Consider the following 26,735-nt stretch of genomic DNA (forward strand, 5'->3'; position numbering starts at 1 on the left):
TTGCAGAAGACGATAGTTTACAGGACAAAGTGCGACTGCCCTAGCGCCGCAAACACGCAGGCACCGCGCCGCGGGCAAAAAAAACGGGGCCGAAGCCCCGTTATGCGAAACGCTGTGATCAGTCGCCCTTCAGCTGGGCGGCTACCTCATCGGCGAAGTCGACTTTCTCTACCTCGATGCCCTCACCCACTTCAAAACGGGCGAATGACTTAACGTCAGCACCAGCATTAGCAACCAGCTTGCCAACAGTCATGTCGGGATCTTTGACGAAGGCTTGCTCGACCAGGCTGTTTTCAGACAGGAACTTCTTGATGCGGCCGCCGATCATCTTTTCGATGATTTCTGCCGGCTTGCCGGATTCCTGCGCCTGGGCGGTGAAGATCTCTTTTTCCTTGGCCACAACGGCTTCGGGCATGTCTTCGGGTGACACAACCTGGGGGTTAACCGCGGCGACGTGCATTGCTACGTCGCGCGCCAGCTCTTGCTCACCGCCCTTGAGTTCAACGATCACCGCAATGCGGTTATTGCCGTGAACGTAGGAGCCAACCACGCCTTCCTCGGCCGTTATCAGCTGGATACGACGCACACTGATGTTCTCACCGATCTTCTGAACCAGCGCTTCGCGTGCTGACTCAAGGTCGCCTGCCATCAGGGCAGCAACGTCCGTTTGACGGCCTTCAAATGCCGCGCTGACCACCTTATCAACGAAGCCAAGGAAGTTTTCATCGCGAGCGACGAAATCAGTCTCGCTGTTCACTTCAACCAGAATGCCGTAGCTGCCATCTTCGGCAACGCGGGTCGCGACAACGCCGTCAGCCGCGGTACGACCCGCTTTCTTGGCTGCCTTCATGCCGCTGGACTTGCGCAGCTCTTCAATGGCCTTATCAACATCACCCTCGGCTGCCGCCAGGGCTTTTTTGCACTCCAGCAGACCAAGGCCGGTGCGCTCACGCAATTCTTTAACCAGTGCTGCAGACATGGATACTCCTCCTGCTCAACACACCCTCACAGGGCATGATTAATGGCTTAAAAAAACGGCGGTGAGATCACACCGCCGCTTGAATGTGTTCGCCCCCGGAAACGAGGGCGTGGGCAATTACTCTGCGGCCGCCTCTTCAGACTGCTCGCTTTCCTCAACGAACTCGTCACGCGCTGCAACCACTTCACCCGCCTCGCTGCGACCCGCCACACAGGCGTCCGCTACCGCGGTGACATACAGCTTGATAGCGCGGATGGCGTCATCGTTGCCGGGGATGATGTAGTCAACACCGTCGGGGTTGCTGTTGGTATCGACAATACCGATGACGGGGATACCCAGCTTGTTTGCTTCGGTGATGGCAATGCGCTCGTGATCAACGTCAACCACGAAAAGCGCGTCGGGCAGGCCGCCCATGTCCTTGATACCACCGATGCTGCGCTCAAGCTTTTCCATCTGACGAGCACGCATCAGCGCCTCTTTCTTGGTCAGCTTGTCGAAGGTGCCATCGGTCTGCTGCGTTTCGAGGTCACGCAGGCGCTTAATAGAAGCGCGGATGGTTTTGTAGTTGGTGAGCATGCCACCCAGCCAGCGATGGCTGACATAAGGCATACCGGCACGTTCTGCCTGCTCTTTAATCACTTTACCCGCGGCGCGCTTAGTGCCCACGAACAGGATCTTGTTCTTGCTGCCTGCCAGTTTGCCGATGAAGGAAAGTGCATCATTGAACGCCGGAACAGTGTGCTCCAGGTTGATGATGTGAATCTTGTTGCGTGCACCGAAGATGTACTGGTCCATTTTAGGATTCCAGTAACGGGTCTGGTGCCCGAAGTGTGCGCCTGCCTGCAGCAGGTCACGCATGCTTACTTGCGTCATATTGATTTACCGTAGTCGGGTTAGTCTTCCACATGCCCCCCGAATCAAACCGGATTTACCGGCACCCTGAACGAAGTTGCGACATGTGTGCGTCGTTTTTCTCGACTTCAGGCGAGTCCAAAACAGACCACCCCTGCGCGAGAGGCGCGCTTTATACCACAAAGGCAAAGGCCATTAAAGGCAATTTTCGGCTGCCTGCCACCAATTTAGTCTGGCTTGGGTTAGACTAGGCGGCCGCCGATCAGCGGGCCAGCGCGCGAAATTCCGCGCTGCAACCAATTTTTCTATATTTATCAGAAGGTTATAGATGTCGGTTACGATCAAAAGCGCCGAAGAGATCGAGAAAATGCGGGTCGCGGGGCGCCTCGCCTCCGAGGTGCTGGAAATGATTCGTCCAAAAGTCGAACCGGGTATTACCACCGGCGAGCTGGATAACATCTGTCACCGCTACATTACAGAGGTGCAGGATGCGATTCCTGCACCGCTTAACTACCACGGGTTCCCACGATCCATCTGCACTTCTGTAAATGAGGTGGTATGCCACGGCATCCCCTCCGACACCAAGAAGCTGCGTAATGGCGACATCGTCAACATCGATGTCACCGTCATCAAAGATGGCTACCACGGCGATACCAGCATCATGGTAGAGGTGGGCGATGTGGCCCCCCACGCCCAACGTCTGATCAAGGTCACCCAAGAATGTCTCTACAAGGCTTTGGACATCGTAAAACCGGGCACCACCCTGGGCGACATCGGCGCAGTCATCCAGCAGCATGCGGAAAAGAACTATTACTCAGTGGTGCGCGAGTACTGTGGCCACGGGATCGGTAAGATTTTCCACGAGGAGCCGCAAGTCTTGCACTACGGCCGTAAAGGAACCGGTATGGTACTGGAGCCGGGTATGACATTTACCATCGAGCCCATGATCAACGCAGGCCGTCGACAAACCAAGCTCAACCAGAAAGACGGCTGGACAGTCACCACCCGCGACGGTCGCCTGTCGGCCCAGTGGGAGCACACCATTGGGGTCACGGAAGACGGCTGTGAGATTTTCACTCGACGCAGCGAGGAATCTTTCTAAAGCTCCATGCAAATCGCCACTCCCCTGCTCCCCAAATCCCTGTTCGACCCCGAGGCCTTTAGCGCAGAACTGGCCGGTGGCCATGCCATCAGCGCCTGCAAGGCCGCTATCGCCGACGTCACCGAGGCACTACACGCGCAGTTCCGCGAAGGTCAAGATATAAACCAGCTTATTGCCCTACGGGCCGCCTTTATCGACGGTCTACTAGGGAGCCTTTGGGATCAAAACGATTGGCAAGGACAAGCCGTGAGTTTGGTTGCCGTGGGTGGCTACGGGCGCGGCGAGCTTCACCCCCACTCTGACATCGACATCCTGCTACTCATGGGCGCAGACTGCCAGGGCTGCGAGGAAGCACTCAGTGGTTTCCTCACGCTGCTTTGGGATATCGGATTGGACGTGGGGCACAGCGTTCGCACCGTTGATGAGTGCGAAGCAGCGGCCCGCGAAGACATCACCATCCTCACCAATCTGATGGAGGCCCGCGTTATCCGCGGGCCGAATCAACTCATGGATGCCGTTAGCCGCCGCATTGCGCCCGATGCCATGTGGCCCAGTGCCGACTTCTTCAGTGCCAAGCTGGCAGAGCAAGAGGCGCGACATGAGAAGTACGCAGATACCGAGTACAGCCTTGAGCCCAATGTTAAAAGCTCACCCGGCGGCCTGCGCGACCTTCAGATCATAGGCTGGATTGCCGAGCGCCATTTTGGCGTGGACAGCCTGGACACGTTGGAAGATGAGCGTTTTCTCGACGCGGAAGAGCGGGAGATTCTCTACCGCGGGCGCGAGTTCATGTGGCGGGTTCGCTACGCACTGCACATGATCACCGGCCGGGAGGAAGACCGCCTCTTGTTCGATCACCAACGTGAGCTGGCGAACCTGTGGGGTTTTGTGGACGGCGAACGACTGGCGGTAGAGCAATTCATGCACACCTACTACCGCTGGGCGCTGTCTCTGGGCCGGCTCAACGAAGTGATCATTCAGTATTTCAGTCAGTCCATACTCCGGCAGCAGGGTCGCGAGACCGAGTCCCAAATCAATGATCGCTTCCTGATCCGCAACAACTATCTGGAAGTGAGCGACGATCAGGTCTTTGAGCGCGAACCCTCGGCCCTGCTCGAAACCTTTCTACTGCTGGGCACTCACGAGAACATTATCGGCGTGGGTGCGCATACCATTCGCCTGATTCGTAATCACAGGCACCTCGTGGATGATGCCTTTCGGGACGACCCGAGGAACCACCAACTGTTTCTGGAGATTCTCCGGGCGCCCTTCCGGATGACGCGCCAGCTGCGGCGCATGACGCGCTACGGCATTCTGGATTTATACCTGCCCGAGTTTGGCGCCATCGTCGGGCAAATGCAGTTCGACCTTTTCCACACCTACACCGTCGATGCGCATACGCTGCAGGTGGTGCAGAACATGCGCAATTTTTTAAAGCCCGCCTATGACGAGCGCTTCCCTGTCACCAGCCGGGTGGCGCGCAGGCTGCCGAAAATGGAGCTTCTGTACATTGCCGGCCTATATCACGATATCGGCAAGGGCCGCGGCGGCGACCACTCGGAACTGGGCGCCGTCGATGCACGCCTTTTCTGTGCGCGTCATGGACTTAATGAAGAAGACACTGACCTGATTGCCTGGCTGGTCGAGAACCACCTGGTCATGTCCAACGTGGCACAGCGCAAGGACATATCCGATCCCGACGTCATACTCCAGTTTGCCAATCACGTGGGTGATCAGGATCACCTGGACTATTTGTTCACCCTCACAGTGGCCGATATCAACGGTACCAATCCTACTCTGTGGAACGCCTGGCGCGGCAGCCTGCTGAGGCAGCTATACACCGAGACCCGACGCGCCCTGAGACGGGGACTGGAAAACCCGGTGGAGCGTGAGGAAGTGATCGCGCAAACGCGCGAAGCCGCCGAGCGCCTTCTGGAGTATCGCGGTTTCACCTCGGATGAACTGGACGAGCTGTGGGCCGAGCGCGGTGACGACTACTTCCTGCGCGAGCGTGCAGAAGATATTGCCTGGCACACCGAGGCAATCGCCGATCATTTTGATACCGAAAAATCGCTGGTGCTGGTGCGAAACACAACCGATTCCAGCGTGGCGAACACCACCCAGATTTTTGTGCACGCCAAAGACAAGGCACAGCGATTCTCGCGGGCCTGCGCGTCTCTGGAACAGATGGACTTGTCTATCCACGACGCCCGCATTTACAGCGCGAACGACGGGATGACCCTGGACACATTCTTCGTGCTGGACTCTGACGGACAGTCCATTGCCGAGGACAGTGTTAGGCTGCGATTTATCCAGGACCAGCTCACCGAAGACCTGAATGCAGACAAACTGGATGCGCCACCACCACAGCGCAGAACGCCACGTAAGGTACGCTCGTTCACCATGCCGGTTGAGACGCGTATGCACCTGGACGAACACAAAAATGTAACCGTGTTGGAAGTAGCGGCGCCTGATCGCCCGGGCCTGCTGGCACGCATCAGCCAGATTTTTGTGGATTTTGGCGTGGAGTTACAGGCGGCGAAAATTCAAACCCTGGGTGAACGGGTAGAAGACGTATTTTTCATCACGGACAGCGACAACCAGCCGCTGGCCAATGAAAGCCTGTGCGAGGACATACAGAGCGCCATCCGCAACGAACTCACCGAGGAGCAGGCTGCCTGAGTTCAGCGCAGTAACCACCGTGAATCCCGATCTGAACGAACTCTACCCCTACCCGTTTGAGCGCCTGCGCACCCTGTTAGATGGCGCACAGGCGCCATCCTCCCTCAGCCCTATTGCACTGTCGGTGGGTGAGCCACAGCATCCGGCTCCGGATTGCGTGAAGAATGCCTTAGCGGATGCACTGTCCGGCTTGTCACGCTATCCCGCCACCAAGGGCGATCTCGCGCTCCGGCAGACTATTGCTGACTGGCTATGCCAGCGATTCAACTTGAGTGCCATCGATCCGAACGCACACGTGCTACCCGTAAACGGAACCCGCGAAGCGCTGTTTGCCGTCGCCCAGGCGCTGGTTGCCCGTGACAGCGGCCAACTCGTGATGATGCCCAACCCCTGCTACCAGATTTACGAGGGGGCCGCCCTGTTGGCCGGTGCAAAGCCTTCCTACTTACCCTGCACAGCCGCCAATGATTATCAGCCCGACTTTGCGGCGATCGACGATGACAGCTGGCGCGCCTGCCAGATGCTGTACATCTGCACACCAGGTAATCCGGCGGGCGCGGTCATGTCTCTAGAGACATTGCAGGATCTTATTCGCAAAGCGCGAGACTTCGATTTCATTATTGTGAGTGACGAGTGCTACTCGGAAATCTACCCGGACGAAACACTGCCACCACCTGGGCTGCTGCAGGCTGCAGCGGCTATGGGTATAAACGACTACGACCGCTGCTTGGCCTTTCACAGCCTGTCCAAGCGCTCCAATTTACCGGGGCTGCGCTCAGGCTTTGTCGCCGGCGACGCACAACTGCTGGCGGATTTTCTGAAGTACCGCACTTACCATGGCTGCGCGATGCCACCGCACCATCAGGCGGCCAGCATCGCCGCATGGTCTGATGAAACCCACGTGATTGAGAATCGCCGCCGCTATCGCGAAAAATTCACAGCGGTTCTCACTGCGCTGGATGACACACTAGCTGTCAGCGCACCAGAGGCCGGCTTCTATCTGTGGCCCCGGACACCCATTGATGATGCCGAGTTTGCTCGTCGCCTTTACCTCGCGCAGGGCGTTACCGTGCTGCCCGGCCAATTTCTCGGGCGCGATGAGGGCGCGGGGAATCCAGCGCAGGGGCATGTTCGTCTAGCCCTGGTGGCTGAGCACGCCGATTGCGTTGAGGCAGCGCGCCGTATCGCTGAATTCACTAGGACGCTCTGAGAATGCTGAAAGCCGAACGGGTCGCCTTCATCCAAAAGCGTCTGGAAGAACTGTATCCCGAGACGCCTGTACCGCTGGATCACAGTGATCCCTACACGCTGCTGATCGCGGTTCTGCTCAGTGCTCAATGCACCGATGAGCGCGTTAACCAGGTAACGCCGGCCCTGTTCGCAATGGCGGACAACCCTGCCGACATGGTGACCCACAGCGTTGAAGAGATACGCGCCATTATCCGACCCTGCGGATTGTCTCCGCAAAAATCCAAGGCCATACATCGCTTAAGCGAGATTCTGCTCGCAGAACATGATGGCGATGTGCCTCAGGATATGGCGACGCTGGAAACCCTGCCGGGCGTGGGCCACAAGACGGCCAGTGTCGTGATGTCGCAGGCCTTTGGCGTGCCCGCATTTCCCGTGGATACCCACATCCATCGACTGGCACAGCGCTGGGGGCTAACCAGCGGCAAGAATGTGGTACAGACCGAACGTGACTTAAAGCGCTTATTTCCGGAGGAGCGCTGGAACAAACTGCATCTGCAGATCATTTTTTATGGCCGCGAATTTTGCAGCGCTCGCGGGTGCGATGGCCGAGTCTGCGAGATTTGCACCACCTGCTATCCCGGTCGCAAACACCCCAAAAAACTTCACAAGCCCTGATACATCATCGGGCATAACTGGCTACTCGGGTCAGTCGAAGTCAGACAAGTAGTTTTTTGGCGGCGGTGCCCACTCGCGCTCACTGCGTTCATGGTGATCGTCACGATCATCGTCCATGGCTGTACTCAGCGCTTCTTCCAACTCAATAAACAGAGACTGGTAGCTGGTGCCGTAACGCTCACCATCCGGCTTTTCCACCCAGGTCTGGTAAAGCGCCTCACGATGACGCTGCTCAAGATCATCGAAGGCGTTACCCAGTTTTTGCGCCTTAAAGGGGTGTACACCCACACTTCTGAGCGCCTCTCGCCCCATTGCCAGGGCAGAGTAGTAGGTCTCGTTAATAACAAAGTCTGCCCCGGCCTCCCGCAGTTGGTAGTGGTGCTGCCGATCAAAGGCACGGGCCAATACGCGAAGGTGTCCATGACTGTGTTTCAGGTGCTCAACCAGGGCCACTGCCTGTTCACGTTCGTCGATGGCCACAACGAACAAGCTGGCCTCGTCCACGCCCGCCGTATGAAGCAGGTCCGGGCGAGACGCATCGCCATAGAAGCTCTGGATTTTGATCTGTCGCATGTTCTCCACCTGCCCGGGCTCGCGATCAAGAACAACCGTGTGAATGCCATTTGCCCGCAACAAGCGGTTGATGATCTGCCCGAAGCGGCCGATACCGGCGATGATCACCGTGCCGTGCTCATCGATATCGTCTGGGTCGGGCTGCTCACTGTTGTCTTGATAACGAGGAAGTACCAGTACGTCGTACAAAATGAACAGCAGTGGCGTTAAGAACATGGATATGGCCACCACCAGCGACAGTATGGGCACGATGTCAGCAGGCAGTACATGATTCTGAGTGCTGTAGCTCAACAGCACGAAGCCAAACTCACCGGCCTGCGCCAGACTCAGCGTAAACAACCATCCGTTAGCACCGCGCAACTTAAACAGCAGCGCCAACCCAAACAGCACCGCGCCTTTGGCGACCATCACACCCAGGGTAAGACCCAATACCAATCCCAGGTTCTCCGTCAGAACCGGGAACTGTATGCCTGCTCCCACCGTGATGAAGAACAAGCCAAGCAACAGCCCCTTGAAGGGCTCGATGTTGGTCTCCAATTCATGCCGAAATTCACTGTTAGCCAGAACGACGCCAGCCAGGAAGGTACCCAGTGCCGGTGAGAGTCCCACCAGGCTCATCAAAAAACCGCAATGCCGATGACCAGCGCCAATGCGGTCGCGGTAAACGCTTCACGCAAGCCGGTGGAGGCAACAAAGCGAAACAGGGGCCGACTCAGGCAATGGCCGATGACGACCACTGCCACGATAGCCGTGATAACAACGGCGCCATACATCCAGCCGGACAGCCCAGCGACCAGGCAAACCACTTGCCGTGCAGGGCATTGCCGTCTTTGCCATAGGCAAAACCATATTCCAGGACCAGGTCTTGCCATTCCTTGAGAATGGCGGGCGTGGAGTACCAGTACAGCGGAAACATGAACACGATGACATCGTGCTCCAGCAGACGCTGCTGCTCGGCTTCAACATCGATGCGAAAGTCGGGGTACTGCTCATACAGATCAACGACAGTCACGGCTTCGGTTTCCCGCGACCGGCGCAAAAGCTCCACATTGACCTCTGAGCGCTCCAGTGAGGGATGCGCAAACAACACCAGGACCCGGCGTTTTATCAACATAGGGCGTATTCCCGGGCAATAGAGACAAACTTGTCAGCTTGAAACCAGGTGCTAGTCTCAATAGACCCGCGTTAATAATAAAATAAGGGATACATCATGTCAGAATTCTTTGTTGCCCCGCCGCTGCTGGGCATTCTAGGCTTGGTTGTGGCTTTGGTCGTGTACAAGGTCATGACCGGCTACGACCAAGGCGACGGCGTTGTCAAAAAAATCGGCGATCAGATTCATCTCGGTGCGATGGTGTTCATGCATCGCGAATACAAAATGTTGGCGATGTTCGCAGCCGTATTACTCATCGGCATCGTGCTGTCGCCGCTGGGCGTCAATACAGCGATCGCCTTCACCGTAGGCGCCCTATCGTCGGCCACGGCCGGCTACCTGGGCATGTTTGCAGCTACCAAAGCCAACGTCCGTACCGCTGTCGCGGCGCACGAACACGGCGCGCCCGCTGCACTATCCATCTCCTTTTACGGTGGCTCCATTATGGGACTATGCGTGGCCTCGCTGGGCCTTATCGGACTTGGCAGCCTGTACTGGTACTTCGGCGGTGAACCCCACACAGCGCACGCGATTCATGGCTTCGGCATGGGTGCCTCTGTCGTGGCGCTGTTTTCGCGCGTTGGCGGTGGCATCTTCACCAAGAGCGCCGACGTGGGCGCGGACCTGGTGGGTAAAGTCGAAGCCGGCATACCCGAGGATGACCCCCGAAACCCCGGCGTGATTGCGGACAACGTTGGGGATAACGTCGGCGATATAGCGGGCATGGGTTCAGATATCTTCGAGTCCTACTGCGGTTCGATGATCGCCTGCATAGCGATTGCCTCCACGATGGCGATCAGCGCCGAGCAGCAGTCAGCCCTGATGTTTCTGCCGCTATCACTGGCAAGCGTAGGCCTGCTGTCCTCGGTGGTGGGCATCCTGATCGTAAGGGCGCGCTCATCCGCAGCACCCGAGACGGCGCTGCGCACAGGTACCCTCGCGGCACCCGTGGTGTTCGCGGCGATGGCCTGGTTCCTTATACAGGCGCTGGGGCTGGACGCCAATGTCTGGTGGTCAGTCGTAGCCGGTGCTGTCGGCGGCGTTCTGATCGGACTAATTACCGAGTATTACACCGGTTCCAGCCCGGTTGAGAAGATAGCGCGCTCCGGCGAAACCGGGCCGGCCACAGTGATGATCACCGGGCTGGCGGTGGGTATGCAGTCGGTCGTATTGCCGGTGCTATTCCTCGCCGCCATTATCTTTATCTCGACCCAGTTATCCGGGCTCTACGGCGTCGGCATTGCAGCCGTTGGCATGCTTGCGACCGTGGGCATCACCATGGCCATCGATGCCTATGGCCCCGTGGCAGACAACGCGGGTGGGATTGCCGAAATGGCGGGTATGGGTGAAGAAACACGCAAGATCACCGATGGACTGGATGAAGTGGGCAATACCACCGCAGCCATTGGCAAAGGGTTCGCCATCGGTGCAGCGGCGCTTGCAGCGCTGGCGATTATTGCGGCCTTCGTGGAGACCGTTGAAGCCAACAACGCGGGCTTCAGTTTGGAAATGTCTGATCCAAAAGTACTGGTGGGCATGTTTATCGGCGGTACAGTGCCCTTCCTGATTGCCTCAATCACCATGACAGCCGTTGGCGATGCTGCCTTCGACATGATCAATGAGATACGACGGCAGTTCCGCGAGATTCCCGGCTTGCTTGAGGGCAATGCGGAGCCCGACACTGCTCGCTGTGTCGACATTGCAACCACGGCGGCGCTGCGGCGAATGATTCTTCCGGGCGCAATCGCAGTGGCAACTCCCGTACTCGTCGGCTTTGGCCTTGGCGCATCTTCACTGGGTGGCATGCTGGGTGGCGCACTACTTGGCTGCGTGCTCATGGCCTTAATGATGGCCAACGCCGGAGGGGCCTGGGATAACGCAAAGAAGTTCGTCGAGAAGGGAAATCTCGGTGGCAAGGGCTCAGATACACATGCTGCAGCAGTAGTGGGCGACACCGTCGGCGATCCGTTCAAAGACACGTCCGGGCCATCCATGAACATTCTCATCAACGTCATGGCCATTGTAAGCCTGGTGATTGCGCCACTGCTTTAAACAGTCGTTCAGCCCCGCGCTGTATGCCGGGGCTATTCACTCACTTTACTACTCGCCTAACGCCTAATACCGGGCTGCCGCGCCCGAGCTGCTAAACCGGTGCTGCCAAAATCGTGCTGAATACAGAATGTTTCTTGCTGCGAGCATGCGCAGGTCTGCTCCTGCTCAGGAGGCAGCACTCATCGTTTTATCGTAGAGCTTATCGAGCACCCGAAGAAAGGTGTCAGGCGTTTGCGCGCCGGGTACCGGGTATCCGTCATTGAAGAAAAAGGCGGGCACCGCAAAGACATCCCTATCCATCCACGCCTGCTGCTCACTGCGCACTGCCGTGGCAAAGCGTTGATCGTCCAATATGTCCTTAGCCTCTGACACATCCAAGCCGACTGCGCCAGCGACCGCCACCAGCACGGACACATCGTTAACATCCTCACCGCGTGTGAAGAACGCCTCGAACAGAGCCAGCTTCAGCGCGGTCTGCTGACCCAGCAGCCCCGCCCAGTGCAGCAACTGATGGGCGCGAAAGGTATTGCGCATCCGCTGGCCGCTACCGTCATTGAAGGTAAAACCAAAAGATTCACCCAGTGCCGTCAGCCTACTCCTGGCCTGTGCACTGCTGGCGGGTGTGGCGCCGTATTTCATTGCCATGTGCTCAGCAAAGTCCTGCCCTGTTTCCGGCATGCAGGGATTCAGTTCGAACGGGTGCCAGCGAAGCGTCACTGAAAAATGCTCCCGCCGCTGCTCCAATGCCAGCATCAACTGTTTATAGCCGATAATGCACCAGGGGCAGACGACGTCCGAGACAATATCGACCTTCAGCTCCATCGCTTTTACTGACAAAACACGAATCCCCCTCTCAATGAACGAAGACTATCGGATTCGGAGCTGCCATGGCCTGCCCGAACCCGAATCAGCGAACTACACAGCGGCCAAAAACGCACGCACGACCATCACCCAGAGCGCGATGGAAGAGAGCAAATAGGCCATGAAACGGTGCATGACTGTGTTGTAGGTGCAATGAATCAGGCTGTGCACCGCGCGAAAACCGACGAACACCCAGGCACAGATCACGTGGAGTTGATCAACTTGCGTAAACACCGTCAGGTAAAAGCAGACCGCATAGAAGACGATAGGCAGTTCAGACAGGTTATTCAGGTTGTCTGCGGGGGCTGACGGTGCTCCGGGTATCAAGCGCCGCGTGTCCTCGGGAGCTTTCATCTCAGCAACATCAACCTGATGCGTCTGCATAAAACCAATACGCTTGATGAAGAGCACCACCCAAACGATCAGGGTGAGCAGCATCATGCTGGCAATGGGTAGGGCTAATCCACCTGAAAAAGACATCGTATATTTTCCTTGTTATGGCACGACGCGCACACGCTAGCGCCTATTGCGCCGCGAGTACAGCAGGTAGGGCTGTGTCTGTGATTGACCTGGGGTATTTGCTATCCTTTTGCGCCTTTTTTCGTTAAGGAATTTCCACTCCATGCTGACCCTCTACGGCATCAAAAACTGCGACACCGTGAAGAAAGCTCGCCGTTGGTTGGACGACCAGGGACTGTCCTACATCTTCCACGATGTGCGCGCAGACGGTCTCGATGCGGCTACCGTCAGCGCCTGGATAGAGCAGTTAGGTTGGGAGTCGGTTATGAACAAGCGCAGCACCAGCTGGAAACAGTTGAATGATGCACAGAGAGAGGCGATGAATGCCGAAGCCGCAACCAGCGCCATCGTTGAAACACCCACGTTATTCAAGCGCCCGCTGCTAGACCGGGGTGGACAGTTCTCGGTGGGGTTCTCTGCCGGTGCCTACGAAACCCTTTTTGCCAACTGAACTTCAATACTGATCGGAGACAGCCCTGATGATTGATAGCGCGTTCGCCTTTGCCCTTGGAACGGGCACCCATAATAGCCAGGGCGAGTGGCTGGAAGTGTATTTCCCCCAGCCAATAATGGCGCCGGACACGGCACTGCTGCGGGCGCTCGGTGATATCGATAATGCTGCCACACTGTCCGCGCAAGACATGGCGGCACTGGCCGAGCGCCTCGAGAGCGCAGGTGCCCAAGAGCAGGCAGCACTGGCCCGACAACTGCAGGAATCGCAGGGCCCTCTGGTGGCGGTGCTATTGGAAACAGATACTGCGCCTAATTCGGTACCCGAGGGCTACCTGAAGCTGCATCTGCTTTCACACCGCCTGGTACCGCCCCACGGTACAGACCTGACCGGCTTGTTCGGCGTGCTACCCAACGTGGCATGGACCAGCGAGGGTGCCATCGCTATCGATGAACTGCCCCAGCGACAACTGGCGGCGCGCCTGCGTGGCGAAACGCTGGAAGTCAGCAGCGTCGACAAGTTCCCCAAGATGACGAATTACGTGGTACCCACCGGAGTGCGCATAGCCCATACGGCGCGCGTGCGCCTGGGCGCCTACCTCGGCGAGGGCACGACGGTGATGCACGAGGGCTTTGTTAACTTCAATGCCGGCACCGACGGCCCGGGGATGATCGAAGGGCGTATCTCTGCAGGGGTTCGTATCGGTGCAGGCTCAGATTTGGGCGGCAGCTGCTCGACCCTTGGGACGCTTTCCGGCGGCGGCAACATCGTACTGTCGGTGGGTAAAGAGTGCCTGATTGGCGCTAACGCAGGTATCGGCATACCACTTGGGGACCGCTGCACGGTTGAAGCGGGCCTGTATGTCACAGCCGGCACCAAGGTCACACTGCTGGATAACGATGGGCAGGCTGCGGGCACGGTGAAGGCACGGGAACTGATGAACCGGAACGACCTGCTCTTTCGGCGCAACTCCACAAGTGGTGCAGTGGAGTGCCTGACCAACCAAAGCGCCATCGCCCTGAACGAAGAACTGCACGCACACAACTGAGGTGAGCCCCTTGGATGCCACTGAACAACTTTGTCGTGAACTGATCGCCCGCCCCTCTGTCACTCCCGAGGACGCCGATTGTCAGGCGTTGATGGCTCAGCGTCTGGAGGCCGTGGGATTCCATTGTGAGTCGCTAGACTTTGGCGAGGTGAAGAACCTTTGGGCGGTGCGTGGCGAGACAGGCCCTTTGTTGGTGTTTGCCGGACACACGGATGTTGTGCCGCCAGGCCCGCTGGAACAGTGGGATTCGGACCCCTTTCAGCCGGAAGTGCGTGACGGTTATCTCTACGGCCGCGGCGCAGCGGATATGAAAGCCAGCCTCGCGGCCATGGTCGTCGCCTGCGAAGAGTTCGCAGAGGCACACAGTAACCACAAGGGGCGCATAGGATTGCTGATTACCTCCGATGAGGAAGGGCCGGCAGTCAACGGCACAGTGAAGGTCGTGGACGAGCTGGTCTCCCGTGGTGAGGTTATCGACTGGTGTCTGGTGGGTGAGCCCTCCAGCACCGAGGCCCTGGGCGATGTGATCAAAAATGGACGCCGCGGCTCACTGGGCGCAGTGCTGCGCATTCACGGAAAACAGGGACATGTTGCCTATCCCCACCTCGCGGAAAATCCGATTCATCGCGCCATGGCTGCGCTGGATACATTAGCCCGTGAGCACTGGGATGACGGCAATGCGTTCTTCCCGCCAACTTCATTCCAGATATCAAACATCAATGCGGGTACAGGCGCGACCAACGTCATCCCCGGCGAACTCGAGGTGCTATTCAATTTCCGGTTTTCCACGGAAAGCACCGCGGAGGGCCTGCAGCAGCGCACCATCGAGATACTGAGCAGTCATGGTCTGAACTACAGCATTGACTGGAATCTCTCCGGCCAACCCTTCCTCACAGATGCAGGCGCGCTGGTGGATGCAGCAGTGGGTTCGATTGCGCAGGAGACAGGATTACAGGCAGAACTCTCAACAGCCGGCGGCACCTCTGACGGCCGATTTATCGCCCCGACCGGGGCACAGGTGCTGGAACTGGGGCCTGTTAACGCAACTATTCACCAACGCAATGAACGCGTGCTGCAGGCCGACCTGCCCCGCCTGACCGCGATCTACCGAGGCGTGATGGAAGGGCTGTTACTGAATTGATGCCACGGTGGCCAGCGCGGCCGCCCTGGCCATCGCAACGTTTTGGTCCCCGGTCACCAGCGTTACGGCGTTCTCATCCAGCGCATTTAGACTGATGGCGACGACTTCATCGGCGCTCATCCAGAGCTCATCTGGCACTTTGGTTTTATCAAAACCGGCAAACAGATCACTGTCGTGAATTTCCGTACGGGTCATGCCCGGACACACACATTGAACCTGGATATTGTCCGCACGAACCTCATTCTGCAGTGACTCTGAGAAAGAGTGTACGAAGGCCTTGCTGGCGCCATACACCGCGGTATCTTTCATCGGCAGAAATGCACCAATAGAGGCGACATTAACAATGGTACCGCCCCCCGCCTCTCGCATAAACGGCAGGGCCGCGCGCGACAACACGAGGAGTGCATCAATGTTCACGCGCACCGTCCTGAGCTGATCGTCAATGCCGGCATCGGTGTAGGGCCCAAAGGCACTGATACCCGCGTTGTTAACCAGCAGGTCTACCGGGCCTTTTTGCCGAAGGGCTTCCGTCGCAAGGGTTACGCCCTCAACGGTTGCCAGGTCAGCAGCCACCGGCACAATCTCGGTTTGAACGGCGAGTTCCTCGCGCAAGGACTCCAGACGGTCAGCGCGCCGCGCAACCGCGATAATGACTTTGCAACGTGACGCCAGTTGCCGGCAATACTCTGCGCCCAGCCCCGAAGAGGCCCCGGTTACCATTGCGATCATTTGCTTGTCTGACATAGTCGCTGTCTCTGAAAGTCTGGCCGCGCATCATACAGAATGCGCGGTGTCGAAGGCACGTCGCACGTACACATCGAAGCGAATGGACTTGCCCCGCAACTGATGCGACGGCGCCGCGCCCGCCAAAGGCTGGGCCCGCAAGGGGCGCTTAACCACTACCCGGGCTGCGGCTTCATCCATCGCCCACTCGAACAGCGCATCGGCATCATCGCCGTTGCTGCCCACCAACAGTTGCTGCAGCAGGGCCAGATCGGCCTTAACGGCGGCACTCTTGCCGCGTTTGGGAAACATTGGATCCAGGTAGATAGTGTCGGCGGTAACTGGCGACAAAAGGCGGGCATCTCCGGCGTGCGCTGTCATTCTGGCGCCCACCGAAGAGAGCCAGGGGTCTATGGCCTGCCGAGCACGATCAAGGCCGTCTGCTAGCAGGGTTGCAACCACCGGATGCCGCTCGGCCATGACAACAGTACAGCCAAGATCTGCGAGCACAAAACTGTCGCGCCCCAGTCCGGCGGTCGCATCCACCACACGAAGATTTTCCCGTTTACCGACCCCTACCGCGCGGCCCAGCAATTCGTTCTGGCCGCCACGCCGGCGGTGCCGCATGCCGCCGCTGCCAAAATCCACCTTCAGCGGTAATGGAGCAGCCTTGGCTACGCGCTGCAGACTGATACCCGCTTCGCCCACAATCAGCAGCATGTCGATATCAGCGTCAACGGTGTACTCGGTGCGTAGGACGGGCAAGGCCAGGGTTTCACCCAGGCGCTGGGCGCGTACTTGATCGCTATTGGTGCGAGGCCAAACGGCCAGGTTCGGCGCCACCATGCTGGCAGATTTCATGGATGCGCTTGGCGCTTACCGATTGCGTTTGCGACTGCCGGGGCCGTGTCGACGCAGAATCTCCGCGAGATCATCAACCACCTCATTCGCGTCTCGGGCTTTTTCGGGCGCAGCGGCCTCAGGCTCAGCAGGCTCAGGCGCGGCCGGCTCAGGATTTTCCTCCGTGGGCGGCAAAGGATCAGTGTGGCCGGGCGCAGAAGTCTGTGCCACATCATGCTGCAGCGGTTGATCAGCGTTCACTGGCTGGGCAGCTAACTGCCCCGGCTCTACAGCTCCTCCCAGAGAAAGGACGCGGTCGGACAAGGCCACCTCCACCTCCAAGTTGTAGGCGTCGTGACTGAGGCCGTGTTTGTCTGTGATGGTAATCTGCGTCGGCTGCTCGCCACTCTTTGGATCATCGCCACTGAGCTTGCACACGATGGCATCCACGGGCTTGCCCGCCAGTGAAATACCCTGCAAACCCGCCAGCCCTCGATTACAGCTGCGCACAAAACCCGGCGTCTTCACCTGCACCGGCAGCATAACTCCACTGCGCTCCCTGCTGGGCATAGACCATTCGAAGTCACCCAGCAGCACCTGGCCGGGTTTCGCCGCATCCACCATACGGGCAAGCTCGATGGTCACATCACCCACTATATAGCTGAACACCGTAGGGTTTACGCCCTCTGCCTGATAAAGCTCGTAGTGACTGCCAATGTGGAATGCCGAGCGAATCAACGGGACGGTATTACCTTTGGACGCTGCCCGCGCGGCGGCATTGTCGGCCAGCACCAGGAGCAGGAAGTTGAATAGGTCCTGGCTGGCGAAAGGGGCCAGGTCACGATTCCAGACGTAGTAACCATCTCCAGTAGTGGTGCGTGCAAAGTTCACCTCTATACCCTTACTCAACAGCTTGTTATAGGCCGAGTTGAGTGAGTAAGAGAGGCTATTGAGCTGGCTGGCCTGCTCAAACGGGGTGTACAGAGAAAACTCGGCGATATCAAACAACAATACGGCGCGGCTGTTCACAAAACTCAGCCCGTAGCGCTTGATCAGCTCTTCAACGGCGTGCTGCACGTTGTCGTCGTTCGCCAAGGGGCTCGCAAGTTTGATGAAGGTAGGGGGAACCCCCAATCGCTTGGCTACATCAAACAGTTCTTCGCGTGACTTCCTACGCTTACCGGAAATCAGGTCACGGACAAACAGTTCATTCTCGGAAGCTTCTCCCTCGGCACAGTAGTTGCCGAGAAAATAGTGCGGCACCAGGATAACCAGCATGCCTTTGTCGTCGGGGCTCCAACACAGCACAATGTTTTGCCCAAGCCGCCACTGCTTGCGCAAGGTCGTCTCCAGTGCCTTGAGGTTACCGCGCTGCACAATACTGATCGCATCGTCAGGCTTTGCGCCACTTCCCCCGCCAGCTACGGTATTTTCAGCCATGAAAACTCTCGTCATCGCCCGTTGATCTCGCTAGCATTGTCGCTAACCCGAGCAAGCAGTCTAAGCCATGGCTGTCGGAACCCCAAATACACCTGCGCCGGAGAGCTGATTTGCTGGTCCGCAGTTCAAGAATCGAAAAACACGGGAAATCGCATGACACCACAACCGATTAAAACCGCACTGGTCGCGTTAATGACGATGCTCGTGCTAGGCTGCAGCAACTATGATGTCAGCGTCAACGAGCGCACCGTCTACACAACAGAGCCACTTTTTGCAGACTTTGACATCGCCGATCCCGCACTCAACCAATGCGTTAGTGAAGCTGTAGAACGCAAAAAAGTCACCAGTGCATCCCGACTGGTCGAATTGAACTGCAATGCCAGGGGCATCGAGAATCTGGCAGGTATTGGCGTATTCACGGGATTGGAGCAGTTGCAGTTGGCAGACAATGCCATCAGTGACATCAGCCCTCTGGTTCCGCTGTCCTCACTGGCCTGGCTGGTGCTGGACAATAACAACATCGCAAACCCGACACCGCTGTACGAGTTACTGTCGTTGCGCAAGCTATCACTGCGTAACAATCCGGGTCTGAACTGCCCCAACCTCAGCGCGCTGTTGCGTGTTGACAGCGCCGTTCTGCCAACACACTGCCCACAGTAGTATCACGGTGCAACGCATTCTTCTCAGGGCAGTTGGGTGGTTGCCCTTCCCACTGTTGTACGGGGTGGCATGGCTTGCCTACCTGTTGCTCTACTACGTCGCCCGCTACCGCCGCGACGTGGTGCGCAGCAATCTCGAACGGGTCTTCCCCGAGAAAACATCAGCCGAAATCACAGCTCTGGGTAAGAACTTCTACCGCCACCTTAGTCGCAGTGCACTCGAGATTCTCAAAGCGAGATGTATGTCACCGGCGCAGTTTTCCGAGCGCATGCAACTGCTTAACCCCGAGGTCATCCGGGAATACACCGAAGACTTCACCCGTTCAGTGATCGTACTCACCATCCACCAGGGAAACTGGGAATGGATGCTGCACGGCGCCATTGCCGAGTTGGGCATCCCCATAGATCCAGTGTACAAGCCGCTCCACAACAAGGCGGTTGATGACATTGTGTTCGATATTCGCGCCCAATTTGGTTCACGGCCACTGTCGGTGGACGAGTCCACCAAGGACATCGTCAAGCGGCGTAAGGAGTTTCGATTGTTCGTCATGGTCGCGGACCAGTCTCCCACCCGACACGATCGTAGCTATTGGACCGAGTTTCTGGGACAGGAATCTGCATTCTTTCTGGGGGCTGAGGTTATCGCGAAGATGACCCGTTTCCCCGTGGTGTTCGCCCAGTGCCGACGTCAGAAGCCGGGTTACTACACGCTGGAGTTCTTGCCAGTGGCAACCCCCCCCTACGAAAAAGAGGGGCACGCCATCACTGAGCAATACATTGAGTACGCTGAGGCGGCGATCCGCGAGCAGCCCGAGACGTGGCTATGGAGTAATCGTCGTTGGAAGCGGGATCGCGCCGTCGAAGAGGCCAGGGAAAAAGCGGAACAGAGCCCAGCCAGTTAGGCGAGGCTAAGCCACTCCAAACCATCGCCTTGATCGGCAAAAATCACACGTTCATCAGTGGGGTCAATGACCGCAGACAGGGCCGAGCGCGCCCGGTCGAGGCAGTTATTGTTTTCTGACACATGTGCCATCACCAAGTGGCGTAGGCCCTCAGTACCGACTGCGCTGAGAAACTGCACTGCCTGGTGATTGTTCAGGTGACCCCAGTCGCCGCCTACCCTGCGCTTCAGCGCCGGCGGATACTCACCGGCCTGCAACATGTCCACATCATGATTGAACTCCAGCATCAGACCCTGGCACTGGCTATAACTTTGTATGACATGGGGAGTGATGCTGCCCAGATCAGTCAGCACGCCCCAACACAGGTCGCCATAACTAACCCGATACTGGCAGGGTTCACGGGCATCATGCGGCACCGCAATGGCCTGAATGGAAAGGTCGCCGATAATGAAGGTATCACCGGCATTGAAACGAACGGTCTCGTGACAGCTCTGGATACGTCCCGTGCTTGCCGTACCGTGGGTGAGGTACACAGGAACTGAGGCATTTCGCGACAGCACCGCAACGCCCGCGCTGTGGTCGCTGTGCTCATGGGTGACCAGGATCGCGTCCAACTGCTCGGGAGCTACCCCCAGTCGCTGCATGCGCCTGCGGGTTTCCTTCAGCGAAAACCCGCAGTCGATCATAACTAGCGTGCTGCCCGCGGCTATGAGTGTGGCGTTGCCTTTACTACCACTACCCAGCGACGCCAGCCGCACTAACTGATATTGCCTTTAATCAGGGCCAGCAGGGCCTGCTCTTCGCGCTTTTCCAGCGGCTGATCTGCATCCTCTGGAATCAGGCGGATATGCACGGAATCAGCGCCCTGCTCGGTCACTGTGGCGCGGAAGGTGCGACCTGCCAGGGGGTGGTCTTCGTCATCACCCCAAAGCCAGTCGAACCAGCCGTCCTCTTCCTGTCCCTGCGGGCCCAGAAAGCGCACGTAGTAGGCGCCGGCACTGCGGTCGCGATCCGTGATCTCAAAGGCTGACGATTCCAGCGCTCTTGGCATAGCCGCCCAGGCGCGATTGAACGGCAGACCCAGATCGATGTAAGTGTAGCCCTCATCGGACTCGGCCATGGCAATTCGACCAGAAGCGCTGATTGCCTGATCGGCAATCATGGAGACGGGCGCATCGCCGGCACTGTTGGCGATGTACTGCGCCACAGAGCGCAACATCTCACCCTCCAGTTCCAGATTATCGGAGGCAGGTGGCCAGCTATTCACATCTCCGGCCTGATTCATTTGCAGCACGTGTAATTCACTGGTGCCGCGCTGCACACCGCGCTCGATACGGTAGCGAAAACGTGAAGCCATGGGTTGCGTCTCAAACTCGACCCAGCCGGTTTCCATAACGCCCGCGCCCGCATCCACACGCGCTGCCTGTATGTTGGCAGCGGCCAGGAAGCTCCGTACCTGTGGCCACAACTGCCCGGGAGCGACCGCAACCAGCGCCCAGCTCTCGTTACCCAGACGCTGGATTCGAACAACATCATCGGCATTGCCCGCCACCAGTGGCGTTGGCCGGGGTACTTCAAAGTCGCCCTCCAATACGAAGTCGTCCTGTACCGAAGGGATGGCATAGATTTCCTGCAATTGTCGCGGCTCTGTGCCATTCGGCATGTCCATTGGCGCGGTCTCGGGAGCACGTTTGTAGTCTTGTGTGCGGTCGGGGAACATACCCTCATCGCCCAGCAGCCAACCACAGCCTGTCAACAGCCCGAGAGGGAGCAGCAGCGCACTGCGAGAAAGTAAACGGATCATGTTAGCTCGATTCCTGCCTTGCCAAGAGCGGCTTCTACGGCCGCGTGATGAGTTGTATCCAGTGTGGTCAATGGAAGACGCAGACCTTCGCCTATCCTGCCCATGCGGTACAGTGCCCACTTCACGGGAATGGGGTTGGACTCCAGGAACAAAGCGCTGTTCAAAGCGCTCAGCTTGGCATCTATCTCCCCCGCTTTGTCCGAGTCACCGGCTAGCGCCAGGGCGCAAAGCTCTGCCATTGCCGCCGGCGCAACATTTGCTGTGACAGAGACATTGCCCTTGCCGCCGGCAAGCATCAGCGCCAGCGCGGTTGGGTCATCCCCGGAGTAAACGGCGAAGTCCGCCGGACTGCTCTCGATCAAAGCACGCCCCCGCGCAATATCGCCTGTGGCATCTTTAATACCGGCTACGTTGTCCAGTTCCGCCAGCGCCATCGCGGTGTCGTTGCTCATATCGACACCGGTGCGGCCGGGCACGTTGTAGAGAATCTGTGGCACGTCAACGGCCTCTGCGAGGGCGCGAAAGTGCTCGTACAAACCACGCTGAGTGGGCTTGTTGTAGTAGGGCGTCACCAGCAGGCACGCATCCGCACCCGCCTCTGCCGCTGCCTGGGTCAGCTCTATGGCCTCCTGAGTTGAGTTTGAGCCGGTGCCCGCCATAATCGGGATGCGGCCTGCCGCGTACTGGACGCAGAAGCGAATCACCTCGCAGTGTTCAGGCGTGGGCAGTGTTGCACTCTCGCCGGTAGTACCCACGGCACCTATCGCCCCCGTTCCAGCATCGACGTGCCAGTCAATCAGGCGCTCAAGCGCAGACCAATCTACGCCTCCATCGGCCTGCATGGGGGTCACAAGGGCAACAATACTGCCGGTAATCATGTAAAGAACTACTCCGGATACACCGCGCTGCGCGAACTGCTGCGCGAAGTCAGCAATTATCCATGCTCGGGATAGGAACACAACCGGATTGCGCTAGACTGGCCATGTGAAACACACACGGCTATGAGAGCACCATGCAACGATCAATCCGCTTTGTTCCCTTATTCTGCCTGCTGACGGCGTCCCTGCTGTGGCCCCTGCGTTCAGCCCATGCCCAGTTTGAAGTCACCTATAGCCAGCCTACGTATCTGGACAGGCAGTACATGTCCCAGCAGCGCACCGGCATCAATGAACTGGCCGCCAATAACACCGGGCAACGTTTTAGCGGTATGGCGAGCCGGGACATTGCACTCATGCAGCGCTTACTCGATCAGGGCATTGTTACACCCACGATGACACGTGAACTGCAGGCCCTGGGCATTGTTTTGGGCGACCTGCTGGCAAAGGAACTGCAAATGGACTGGGTCATCTTTGAGGATGAGGTCGGTCGCAGCCGCGCATTGCGCTTTGGCGACAGCGAGTCACTGCTGTTTCCGGTGACCATGCTGGCAAGACGCAAAGAAGGCGGCGGGCGCACTGACGTTCAGGAAATTTATGACAGCGCCGTTGCAATGGCCTTGGCCGAACGCGAGCCACTGCCGTTTCAATAGGGCGGTCGCTGGTGTTGATTACGGGTGACGTTTAGACTCAAGGACTGCTGACCGCACAAGCAAGGGCGCATGAGTTCCAGCACGGCACAGATTCAGCTCGACCTCGATAACGATCACGGCGCAAAGCTGCACTTTGCGGGCGACTGGGTGGAAGGCAGCGCCACGCCCGAGTATCTAGACTTTAGACCCCAGTTGCTGGCCAGCGCCCCCAACACGCTTGTGCTATCTGGTGAAGGACTCGGTGAGTGGGACTCCATTTTCATGGCCTTCCTGCTACAGCTGTGTAACGACTGTCGCGAGCGGGATATCAGTATCGATAGCGCGGCACTGCCGGCCAGCGCCCATCGCCTCCTGCAGGTTGCGACCACCGTTAAACCTCACAAACCGCCCGAGGAAGACAGCCCCCCGCTGTTAGCCACTCTGAACCCGGTTGCAATGCTTAAGGGAGTCGCCGAGGGAACACGAGACTCCCTCGCTTTCATGGGCGAAGTCACCGTTGCTCTGGGGCGGCTGGCGGTGGGCAAGGCCAATACCCGATTTAGCGACTTCCTGACCTTCTGCTACCAGGCAGGGCCTAACGCCTTTGCCATCATTAGTCTTACCAGCGTGCTGGTTGGCATGATCCTCGCGTACCTGGGAGCAGTTCAGCTGCAGCAGTTTGGTGCCGAGATCTATGTCGCTGACCTGGTAGTGATTGGCATGCTGCGTGAGATGGGCGCTTTGATGACGGCTATCGTGATGGCGGGACGCACGGGGGCCGCCTATGCGGCACAACTGGGCACCATGCAGACCAATGAAGAGGTCGACGCCATTTCTACCATGGGCATATCGCCGGTGGAGTTTTTGGTGGTTCCTAGGATGCTGGCCCTGGTGGCCATGATGCCGCTGCTTACCATCTACGCCAATATACTGGGCATCGTTGGAGGCGGCATTGTTGCCGGTGGAATGGGAATCACACCGCTGCAATACATTAATGCTGGCGAGGCCGCCATTGATAGCGCACACATATTTGTCGGCATGCTAAAGAGCTTTGTCTTTGCCGTACTCATAGCAGTCGCGGGCTGCCGCTCAGGCATCAACTCTGGCCGCAGCTCCGCTGCGGTCGGCCAGGCCGCGACCGAAGCGGTGGTTACCGCGGTGGTTTACCTGATCATTGCAGACGCCGCGATCAATATTCTGTTTCAACAGTTGGGTATTTGACGCATGTCAGAATCCCGGGCGCATATCCATATCGACAAGCTCACCATGGCCTATGGCGACTTCGTCATTCAACGGGACCTGTCTTTCGACATTAACCGGGGCGACATCTTTGTCATTATGGGCGGCTCTGGCTGCGGCAAGAGCACGCTGCTCAAACACATGCTTGGGCTGATCACACCGGCCAAGGGCGACATTGCCTTTAATGGCCAGAGCTTTTTCTCAGCACCGCCGGCCCGGCAGGACGAAATGCGTCAAGGCTGGGGCATTACCTATCAGACCGGGGGTATGTTCAGCGCCATGACCCTGGCAGAGAACGTCACACTGCCCCTGCAACTGTACACAGACTTCAATCGCGACCAGATCGCCGAAGTGGTTGCCTACAAACTGGCACTGGTGGGGCTGGACGGCTATCAGGACTACTACCCCTCGGAAGTCAGCGGCGGTATGCGCAAACGGGCAGCACTGGCGCGAGCCATCGCGCTGGACCCGGAGATCCTGTTTTTCGACGAGCCGTCTGCGGGCCTGGATCCCATCAGCTCGCGCTTGCTGGACGAGCTGATACAACAGCTACAGGAGTCGACGGGCGCGACGGTTGTTATGGTCACTCACGAGCTGCCCAGCATTTATGGTATCGCCACAAACTCGGTCTACCTGGACGCCCATACCCGGACCATGATTGGCTATGGCGACCCCAAACATCTGCGCGACCACAGCAATGAGCCGGTTGTGCGACAATTCCTGACCCGCGGCCTTGGGGCTGCTGAGGACAGCACGGCATGAATGAAAAGTCACATAACGTACTGATAGGCGCCTTCATTGTGGGCGCGCTAATCATCGCGCTATCGGGCATTATTTTTCTCAGCAGCACCGGGTTCGGTACCGATAGACAGAAGGTCGTGATGGTCTTTGATGGCTCAGTGAAAGGCCTGACACTGGGCGCACCCATCGCGCTGCGCGGTGTGCAGATCGGTCAGGTCACAGACATCCGACTCATCCTGGATACCGATACGATAGACGTCATCATGCTGGTTGAGTCCGAGATCAACAGCGCCAACATCCAGCGCCGCGGATCCATTGGCGGCAGTCTTATGGATGAGCTGATTGCCCGCGGGATGCGGGCACAGTTGAACACCCAAAGTTTCCTCACCGGCCTGCTCTATGTGCAATTGGACTTCTTCCCGGACAGCGATGTGAATCTGGCTGCCATCGAGTCTGAGTACCCGCAGATACCCACCATCCCCACGGAGCTACAGCGCTTGCAGCGGCAAATTGAGTCCATCGATATCGCCCGTATCGCAGAGGACATTGGTGCGATTGCCGATGGTGTGAATCAGTTCGTTAATAACCCGCAGTTCCAGCAGTTGCCCGAGGACGTGCAGGCGGGGATTGCCAGCTTCCAGGGCTTGAGCAGCGATCTGCGCGGCCTGTTGGCCAGCACCGGCCCACGGGTTGATACCCTGTTGGATAACGCCACCGAAACATTCGATAGCGTGAATAACGAGCTGCCGGAACTGTCGCGTTTGGCCAAGACCAATCTGGCGGTACTCGATGAGGCCATTATCGCCTTCGAATCCGCTATGCAAGAAATTGATGGGCTGGTGTCGGAGGACTCCAACACCACTTATGAGCTGAACCGTGCTCTGCGCGAACTGGCGGAAGCCGGGCGAGCCTTACAACTACTGGCCAAGACGCTAGAGCAGCAGCCTGAGGCCCTGATCAGAGGCAAACGTGAGGAAGATCAGTAAATGACACCTATTCGACTGATTGCAGCACTGGCGCTGCTGTTACTGGCCGGCTGCGGCACCACACCGCCCAGCACGTATCACTTGCTGGACGCTCGCGGCACCACCCTACCCAGCGGTGACAGCCCGTCACTGGGTGTGGGGCCTATTATGATTCCCGAGTACCTGAACCGTAACGGTCTGGTCTACCGAAAAGACAGCAATACTCTGGAAATTGCCTCTTACGAGCGCTGGGCTGAGTCACTGGCCGACGGTATCGAGCGTGTGCTCTCGCTGAATCTCGCGAGCCTGCTGGATACCCAGAACGTGCGGACTTTCCCCTGGAACCGCTCTCGCGCACCTCAGTTCAGTGTACGGGTTCGCATTGTCGCGCTGGACGCAAAGCCCGGGAAAGCCGAGTTAGTGGCGGAATGGCTGCTACTGCAACCGGGAGACCCGGATACCGAGCTGACGCGCCAGCTAACAACGCTGTCGGCGCCCCTCGGTGGTGATACGGCTGGCGGGGCTGCAGTCGCCTCCGCCTACAGTGATTTGTTAATGCAACTGAGTGAGCGAATCAGCGCGGAGATCCGCGAGGCTGCAAATCAGGCGGCGCTGCAGAACGACGATTAAAGCGTC

General features: G+C 58.1%; 27 protein-coding genes. 15 read left to right on the forward strand and 12 right to left on the reverse strand.

Annotated elements, in window-relative coordinates; translation table 11 throughout:
• Positions 1–118 precede the first annotated feature (118 nt).
• Together tsf and rpsB are read right to left on the reverse strand one after the other, a co-directional pair.
• Positions 119–979 (reverse strand): translation elongation factor Ts, encoded by an 861-nt coding sequence (tsf, locus tag IE089_RS08255; protein ID WP_189477058.1) that lies wholly within the window; start codon positions 977–979, stop codon positions 119–121.
• A gap of 117 nt (positions 980–1,096) precedes the next feature.
• Positions 1,097–1,852 (reverse strand): 30S ribosomal protein S2, encoded by a 756-nt coding sequence (rpsB, locus tag IE089_RS08260; RefSeq protein WP_189477059.1) that lies wholly within the window; start codon positions 1,850–1,852, stop codon positions 1,097–1,099.
• A gap of 307 nt (positions 1,853–2,159) precedes the next feature.
• Here rpsB and map point away from each other — a divergent pair, with 307 nt between their 5' ends.
• Genes map through nth form a run of 4 tightly spaced genes read left to right on the forward strand, consistent with a single transcriptional unit; the run spans position 2,160 to position 7,481 of the window.
• Positions 2,160–2,933, forward strand: coding sequence for a type I methionyl aminopeptidase (gene map / locus IE089_RS08265; RefSeq protein ID WP_189477060.1), 774 nt, complete (start codon positions 2,160–2,162; stop codon positions 2,931–2,933).
• Between the two features lie 6 nt (positions 2,934–2,939).
• A complete protein-coding gene (glnD, locus tag IE089_RS08270) occupies positions 2,940–5,615 on the forward strand; it encodes a [protein-PII] uridylyltransferase (protein WP_189477062.1) in 2,676 nt (891 codons plus the stop codon).
• Between the two features lie 19 nt (positions 5,616–5,634).
• On the forward strand, positions 5,635–6,825 hold the full coding sequence (dapC, locus tag IE089_RS08275; RefSeq protein WP_189477064.1) for a succinyldiaminopimelate transaminase: 1,191 nt from the start codon (positions 5,635–5,637) through the stop codon (positions 6,823–6,825).
• Positions 6,826–6,827: 2 nt separating this feature from the next.
• A complete protein-coding gene (gene nth / locus IE089_RS08280) occupies positions 6,828–7,481 on the forward strand; it encodes an endonuclease III (protein ID WP_189477066.1) in 654 nt (217 codons plus the stop codon).
• 30 nt (positions 7,482–7,511) lie between these two features.
• Here the strand turns inward: nth and IE089_RS08285 are convergent, their stop codons facing one another.
• Positions 7,512–8,672, reverse strand: coding sequence for an NAD-binding protein (locus IE089_RS08285; protein ID WP_229802648.1), 1,161 nt, complete (start codon positions 8,670–8,672; stop codon positions 7,512–7,514).
• Positions 8,673–8,766: 94 nt separating this feature from the next.
• Positions 8,767–9,168 carry an NAD(P)H-dependent oxidoreductase gene (locus IE089_RS08290; RefSeq protein ID WP_189477068.1) on the reverse strand — a complete coding sequence of 134 codons (402 nt, stop codon included), beginning with the start codon at positions 9,166–9,168 and terminating at the stop codon, positions 8,767–8,769.
• Between the two features lie 96 nt (positions 9,169–9,264).
• Here IE089_RS08290 and IE089_RS08295 point away from each other — a divergent pair, with 96 nt between their 5' ends.
• A complete protein-coding gene (locus IE089_RS08295; RefSeq protein ID WP_189477070.1) occupies positions 9,265–11,259 on the forward strand; it encodes a sodium-translocating pyrophosphatase in 1,995 nt (664 codons plus the stop codon).
• A 165-nt stretch (positions 11,260–11,424) separates the two neighbouring features.
• Here the strand turns inward: IE089_RS08295 and IE089_RS08300 are convergent, their stop codons facing one another.
• Both IE089_RS08300 and IE089_RS08305 read right to left on the reverse strand, forming a co-directional pair.
• Positions 11,425–12,096, reverse strand: coding sequence for a DsbA family oxidoreductase (locus IE089_RS08300; RefSeq protein ID WP_229802649.1), 672 nt, complete (start codon positions 12,094–12,096; stop codon positions 11,425–11,427).
• 78 nt (positions 12,097–12,174) lie between these two features.
• A complete protein-coding gene (locus IE089_RS08305; protein WP_189477072.1) occupies positions 12,175–12,600 on the reverse strand; it encodes an MAPEG family protein in 426 nt (141 codons plus the stop codon).
• A gap of 142 nt (positions 12,601–12,742) precedes the next feature.
• Here IE089_RS08305 and IE089_RS08310 point away from each other — a divergent pair, with 142 nt between their 5' ends.
• The 3 genes from IE089_RS08310 to dapE are packed head-to-tail and all read left to right on the forward strand — an operon-like array spanning position 12,743 to position 15,279.
• Positions 12,743–13,090, forward strand: coding sequence for an ArsC family reductase (locus IE089_RS08310; RefSeq protein ID WP_189477074.1), 348 nt, complete (start codon positions 12,743–12,745; stop codon positions 13,088–13,090).
• Positions 13,091–13,118: 28 nt separating this feature from the next.
• Positions 13,119–14,138 (forward strand): 2,3,4,5-tetrahydropyridine-2,6-dicarboxylate N-succinyltransferase, encoded by a 1,020-nt coding sequence (gene dapD, locus IE089_RS08315; protein WP_189477076.1) that lies wholly within the window; start codon positions 13,119–13,121, stop codon positions 14,136–14,138.
• Between the two features lie 10 nt (positions 14,139–14,148).
• On the forward strand, positions 14,149–15,279 hold the full coding sequence (dapE, locus tag IE089_RS08320) for a succinyl-diaminopimelate desuccinylase (protein WP_189477078.1): 1,131 nt from the start codon (positions 14,149–14,151) through the stop codon (positions 15,277–15,279).
• Here dapE and IE089_RS08325 read toward each other — a convergent pair.
• The 3 genes from IE089_RS08325 to IE089_RS08335 are packed head-to-tail and all read right to left on the reverse strand — an operon-like array spanning position 15,268 to position 18,282.
• Positions 15,268–16,023 (reverse strand): SDR family NAD(P)-dependent oxidoreductase, encoded by a 756-nt coding sequence (locus tag IE089_RS08325; RefSeq protein ID WP_189477080.1) that lies wholly within the window; start codon positions 16,021–16,023, stop codon positions 15,268–15,270. The two genes, dapE and IE089_RS08325, sit on opposite strands and share 12 nt — an antisense overlap.
• Positions 16,024–16,053: 30 nt before the next feature.
• A complete protein-coding gene (locus tag IE089_RS08330; RefSeq protein WP_229802650.1) occupies positions 16,054–16,863 on the reverse strand; it encodes a class I SAM-dependent methyltransferase in 810 nt (269 codons plus the stop codon).
• Between the two features lie 15 nt (positions 16,864–16,878).
• A complete protein-coding gene (locus tag IE089_RS08335; RefSeq protein ID WP_189477082.1) occupies positions 16,879–18,282 on the reverse strand; it encodes a hypothetical protein in 1,404 nt (467 codons plus the stop codon).
• Between the two features lie 153 nt (positions 18,283–18,435).
• Here IE089_RS08335 and IE089_RS08340 point away from each other — a divergent pair, with 153 nt between their 5' ends.
• Together IE089_RS08340 and IE089_RS08345 are read left to right on the forward strand one after the other, a co-directional pair.
• Entirely contained in the window at positions 18,436–18,942 is a 507-nt protein-coding gene (locus tag IE089_RS08340) for a hypothetical protein (protein WP_189477084.1), read from the forward strand.
• A 7-nt stretch (positions 18,943–18,949) separates the two neighbouring features.
• The gene (locus IE089_RS08345) at positions 18,950–19,843 is read left to right on the forward strand and encodes a lysophospholipid acyltransferase family protein (protein WP_229802651.1); all 894 of its coding nucleotides are present in this window, start codon (positions 18,950–18,952) and stop codon (positions 19,841–19,843) included.
• Here the strand turns inward: IE089_RS08345 and IE089_RS08350 are convergent.
• Genes IE089_RS08350 through dapA form a run of 3 tightly spaced genes read right to left on the reverse strand, consistent with a single transcriptional unit; the run spans position 19,840 to position 22,525 of the window.
• Positions 19,840–20,601, reverse strand: a complete 762-nt coding sequence (locus IE089_RS08350) for an MBL fold metallo-hydrolase (RefSeq protein WP_189477087.1) — start codon at positions 20,599–20,601, stop codon at positions 19,840–19,842. The genes IE089_RS08345 and IE089_RS08350 overlap by 4 nt on opposite strands.
• Positions 20,601–21,647, reverse strand: coding sequence for an NlpB/DapX family lipoprotein (gene bamC, locus IE089_RS08355; RefSeq protein WP_189477089.1), 1,047 nt, complete (start codon positions 21,645–21,647; stop codon positions 20,601–20,603). Before bamC ends, IE089_RS08350 begins: the two co-directional genes overlap by 1 nt.
• Positions 21,644–22,525, reverse strand: a complete 882-nt coding sequence (gene dapA, locus IE089_RS08360; RefSeq protein WP_189477091.1) for a 4-hydroxy-tetrahydrodipicolinate synthase — start codon at positions 22,523–22,525, stop codon at positions 21,644–21,646. The genes bamC and dapA overlap by 4 nt, the downstream gene beginning before the upstream one ends.
• A 134-nt stretch (positions 22,526–22,659) precedes the next feature.
• On the opposite strand from dapA, the gene IE089_RS08365 reads away from it, so the two are divergent.
• From IE089_RS08365 to IE089_RS08385, 5 genes are all read left to right on the forward strand, one after another.
• Complete coding sequence (locus IE089_RS08365) at positions 22,660–23,175, forward strand: DUF3806 domain-containing protein (RefSeq protein WP_189477093.1); 516 nt, start codon at positions 22,660–22,662, stop codon at positions 23,173–23,175.
• 69 nt (positions 23,176–23,244) lie between these two features.
• Complete coding sequence (locus tag IE089_RS08370; protein WP_189477095.1) at positions 23,245–24,375, forward strand: MlaE family ABC transporter permease; 1,131 nt, start codon at positions 23,245–23,247, stop codon at positions 24,373–24,375.
• 3 nt (positions 24,376–24,378) lie between these two features.
• The gene (locus tag IE089_RS08375) at positions 24,379–25,155 is read left to right on the forward strand and encodes an ABC transporter ATP-binding protein (RefSeq protein ID WP_189477097.1); all 777 of its coding nucleotides are present in this window, start codon (positions 24,379–24,381) and stop codon (positions 25,153–25,155) included.
• On the forward strand, positions 25,152–26,120 hold the full coding sequence (locus IE089_RS08380) for an MlaD family protein (protein ID WP_189477099.1): 969 nt from the start codon (positions 25,152–25,154) through the stop codon (positions 26,118–26,120). The genes IE089_RS08375 and IE089_RS08380 overlap by 4 nt, the downstream gene beginning before the upstream one ends.
• Positions 26,121–26,729 (forward strand): PqiC family protein, encoded by a 609-nt coding sequence (locus tag IE089_RS08385; RefSeq protein WP_189477100.1) that lies wholly within the window; start codon positions 26,121–26,123, stop codon positions 26,727–26,729. It abuts the gene before it with no gap.
• The last annotated feature ends 6 nt before the right edge of the window (positions 26,730–26,735 follow it).

It is taken from the genome of Parahalioglobus pacificus, from assembly GCF_014652275.1.
Classification (GTDB): domain Bacteria; phylum Pseudomonadota; class Gammaproteobacteria; order Pseudomonadales; family Halieaceae; genus Parahalioglobus; species Parahalioglobus pacificus.

Excerpts from the sequence above, each read along its gene's own strand:
- glnD (WP_189477062.1), top strand. The coding sequence starts at position 2,940 with ATGCAAATCGCCACTCCCCTGCTCCCCAAATCCCTGTTCGACCCCGAG.
- IE089_RS08340 (WP_189477084.1), top strand. The coding sequence starts at position 18,436 with ATGACACCACAACCGATTAAAACCGCACTGGTCGCGTTAATGACGATG.
- nth (WP_189477066.1), top strand. The coding sequence starts at position 6,828 with ATGCTGAAAGCCGAACGGGTCGCCTTCATCCAAAAGCGTCTGGAAGAA.
- IE089_RS08325 (WP_189477080.1), bottom strand. The coding sequence starts at position 16,023 with ATGTCAGACAAGCAAATGATCGCAATGGTAACCGGGGCCTCTTCGGGG.
- IE089_RS08335 (WP_189477082.1), bottom strand. The coding sequence starts at position 18,282 with ATGGCTGAAAATACCGTAGCTGGCGGGGGAAGTGGCGCAAAGCCTGAC.
- map (WP_189477060.1), top strand. The coding sequence starts at position 2,160 with ATGTCGGTTACGATCAAAAGCGCCGAAGAGATCGAGAAAATGCGGGTC.
- IE089_RS08330 (WP_229802650.1), bottom strand. The coding sequence starts at position 16,863 with ATGAAATCTGCCAGCATGGTGGCGCCGAACCTGGCCGTTTGGCCTCGC.
- IE089_RS08285 (WP_229802648.1), bottom strand. The coding sequence starts at position 8,672 with ATGAGCCTGGTGGGACTCTCACCGGCACTGGGTACCTTCCTGGCTGGC.
- rpsB (WP_189477059.1), bottom strand. The coding sequence starts at position 1,852 with ATGACGCAAGTAAGCATGCGTGACCTGCTGCAGGCAGGCGCACACTTC.
- IE089_RS08370 (WP_189477095.1), top strand. The coding sequence starts at position 23,245 with ATGAGTTCCAGCACGGCACAGATTCAGCTCGACCTCGATAACGATCAC.
- IE089_RS08305 (WP_189477072.1), bottom strand. The coding sequence starts at position 12,600 with ATGTCTTTTTCAGGTGGATTAGCCCTACCCATTGCCAGCATGATGCTG.
- dapD (WP_189477076.1), top strand. The coding sequence starts at position 13,119 with ATGATTGATAGCGCGTTCGCCTTTGCCCTTGGAACGGGCACCCATAAT.
- IE089_RS08365 (WP_189477093.1), top strand. The coding sequence starts at position 22,660 with ATGCAACGATCAATCCGCTTTGTTCCCTTATTCTGCCTGCTGACGGCG.
- IE089_RS08380 (WP_189477099.1), top strand. The coding sequence starts at position 25,152 with ATGAATGAAAAGTCACATAACGTACTGATAGGCGCCTTCATTGTGGGC.
- IE089_RS08295 (WP_189477070.1), top strand. The coding sequence starts at position 9,265 with ATGTCAGAATTCTTTGTTGCCCCGCCGCTGCTGGGCATTCTAGGCTTG.
- IE089_RS08310 (WP_189477074.1), top strand. The coding sequence starts at position 12,743 with ATGCTGACCCTCTACGGCATCAAAAACTGCGACACCGTGAAGAAAGCT.
- tsf (WP_189477058.1), bottom strand. The coding sequence starts at position 979 with ATGTCTGCAGCACTGGTTAAAGAATTGCGTGAGCGCACCGGCCTTGGT.
- bamC (WP_189477089.1), bottom strand. The coding sequence starts at position 21,647 with ATGATCCGTTTACTTTCTCGCAGTGCGCTGCTGCTCCCTCTCGGGCTG.
- IE089_RS08290 (WP_189477068.1), bottom strand. The coding sequence starts at position 9,168 with ATGTTGATAAAACGCCGGGTCCTGGTGTTGTTTGCGCATCCCTCACTG.
- dapA (WP_189477091.1), bottom strand. The coding sequence starts at position 22,525 with ATGATTACCGGCAGTATTGTTGCCCTTGTGACCCCCATGCAGGCCGAT.
- IE089_RS08375 (WP_189477097.1), top strand. The coding sequence starts at position 24,379 with ATGTCAGAATCCCGGGCGCATATCCATATCGACAAGCTCACCATGGCC.
- IE089_RS08385 (WP_189477100.1), top strand. The coding sequence starts at position 26,121 with ATGACACCTATTCGACTGATTGCAGCACTGGCGCTGCTGTTACTGGCC.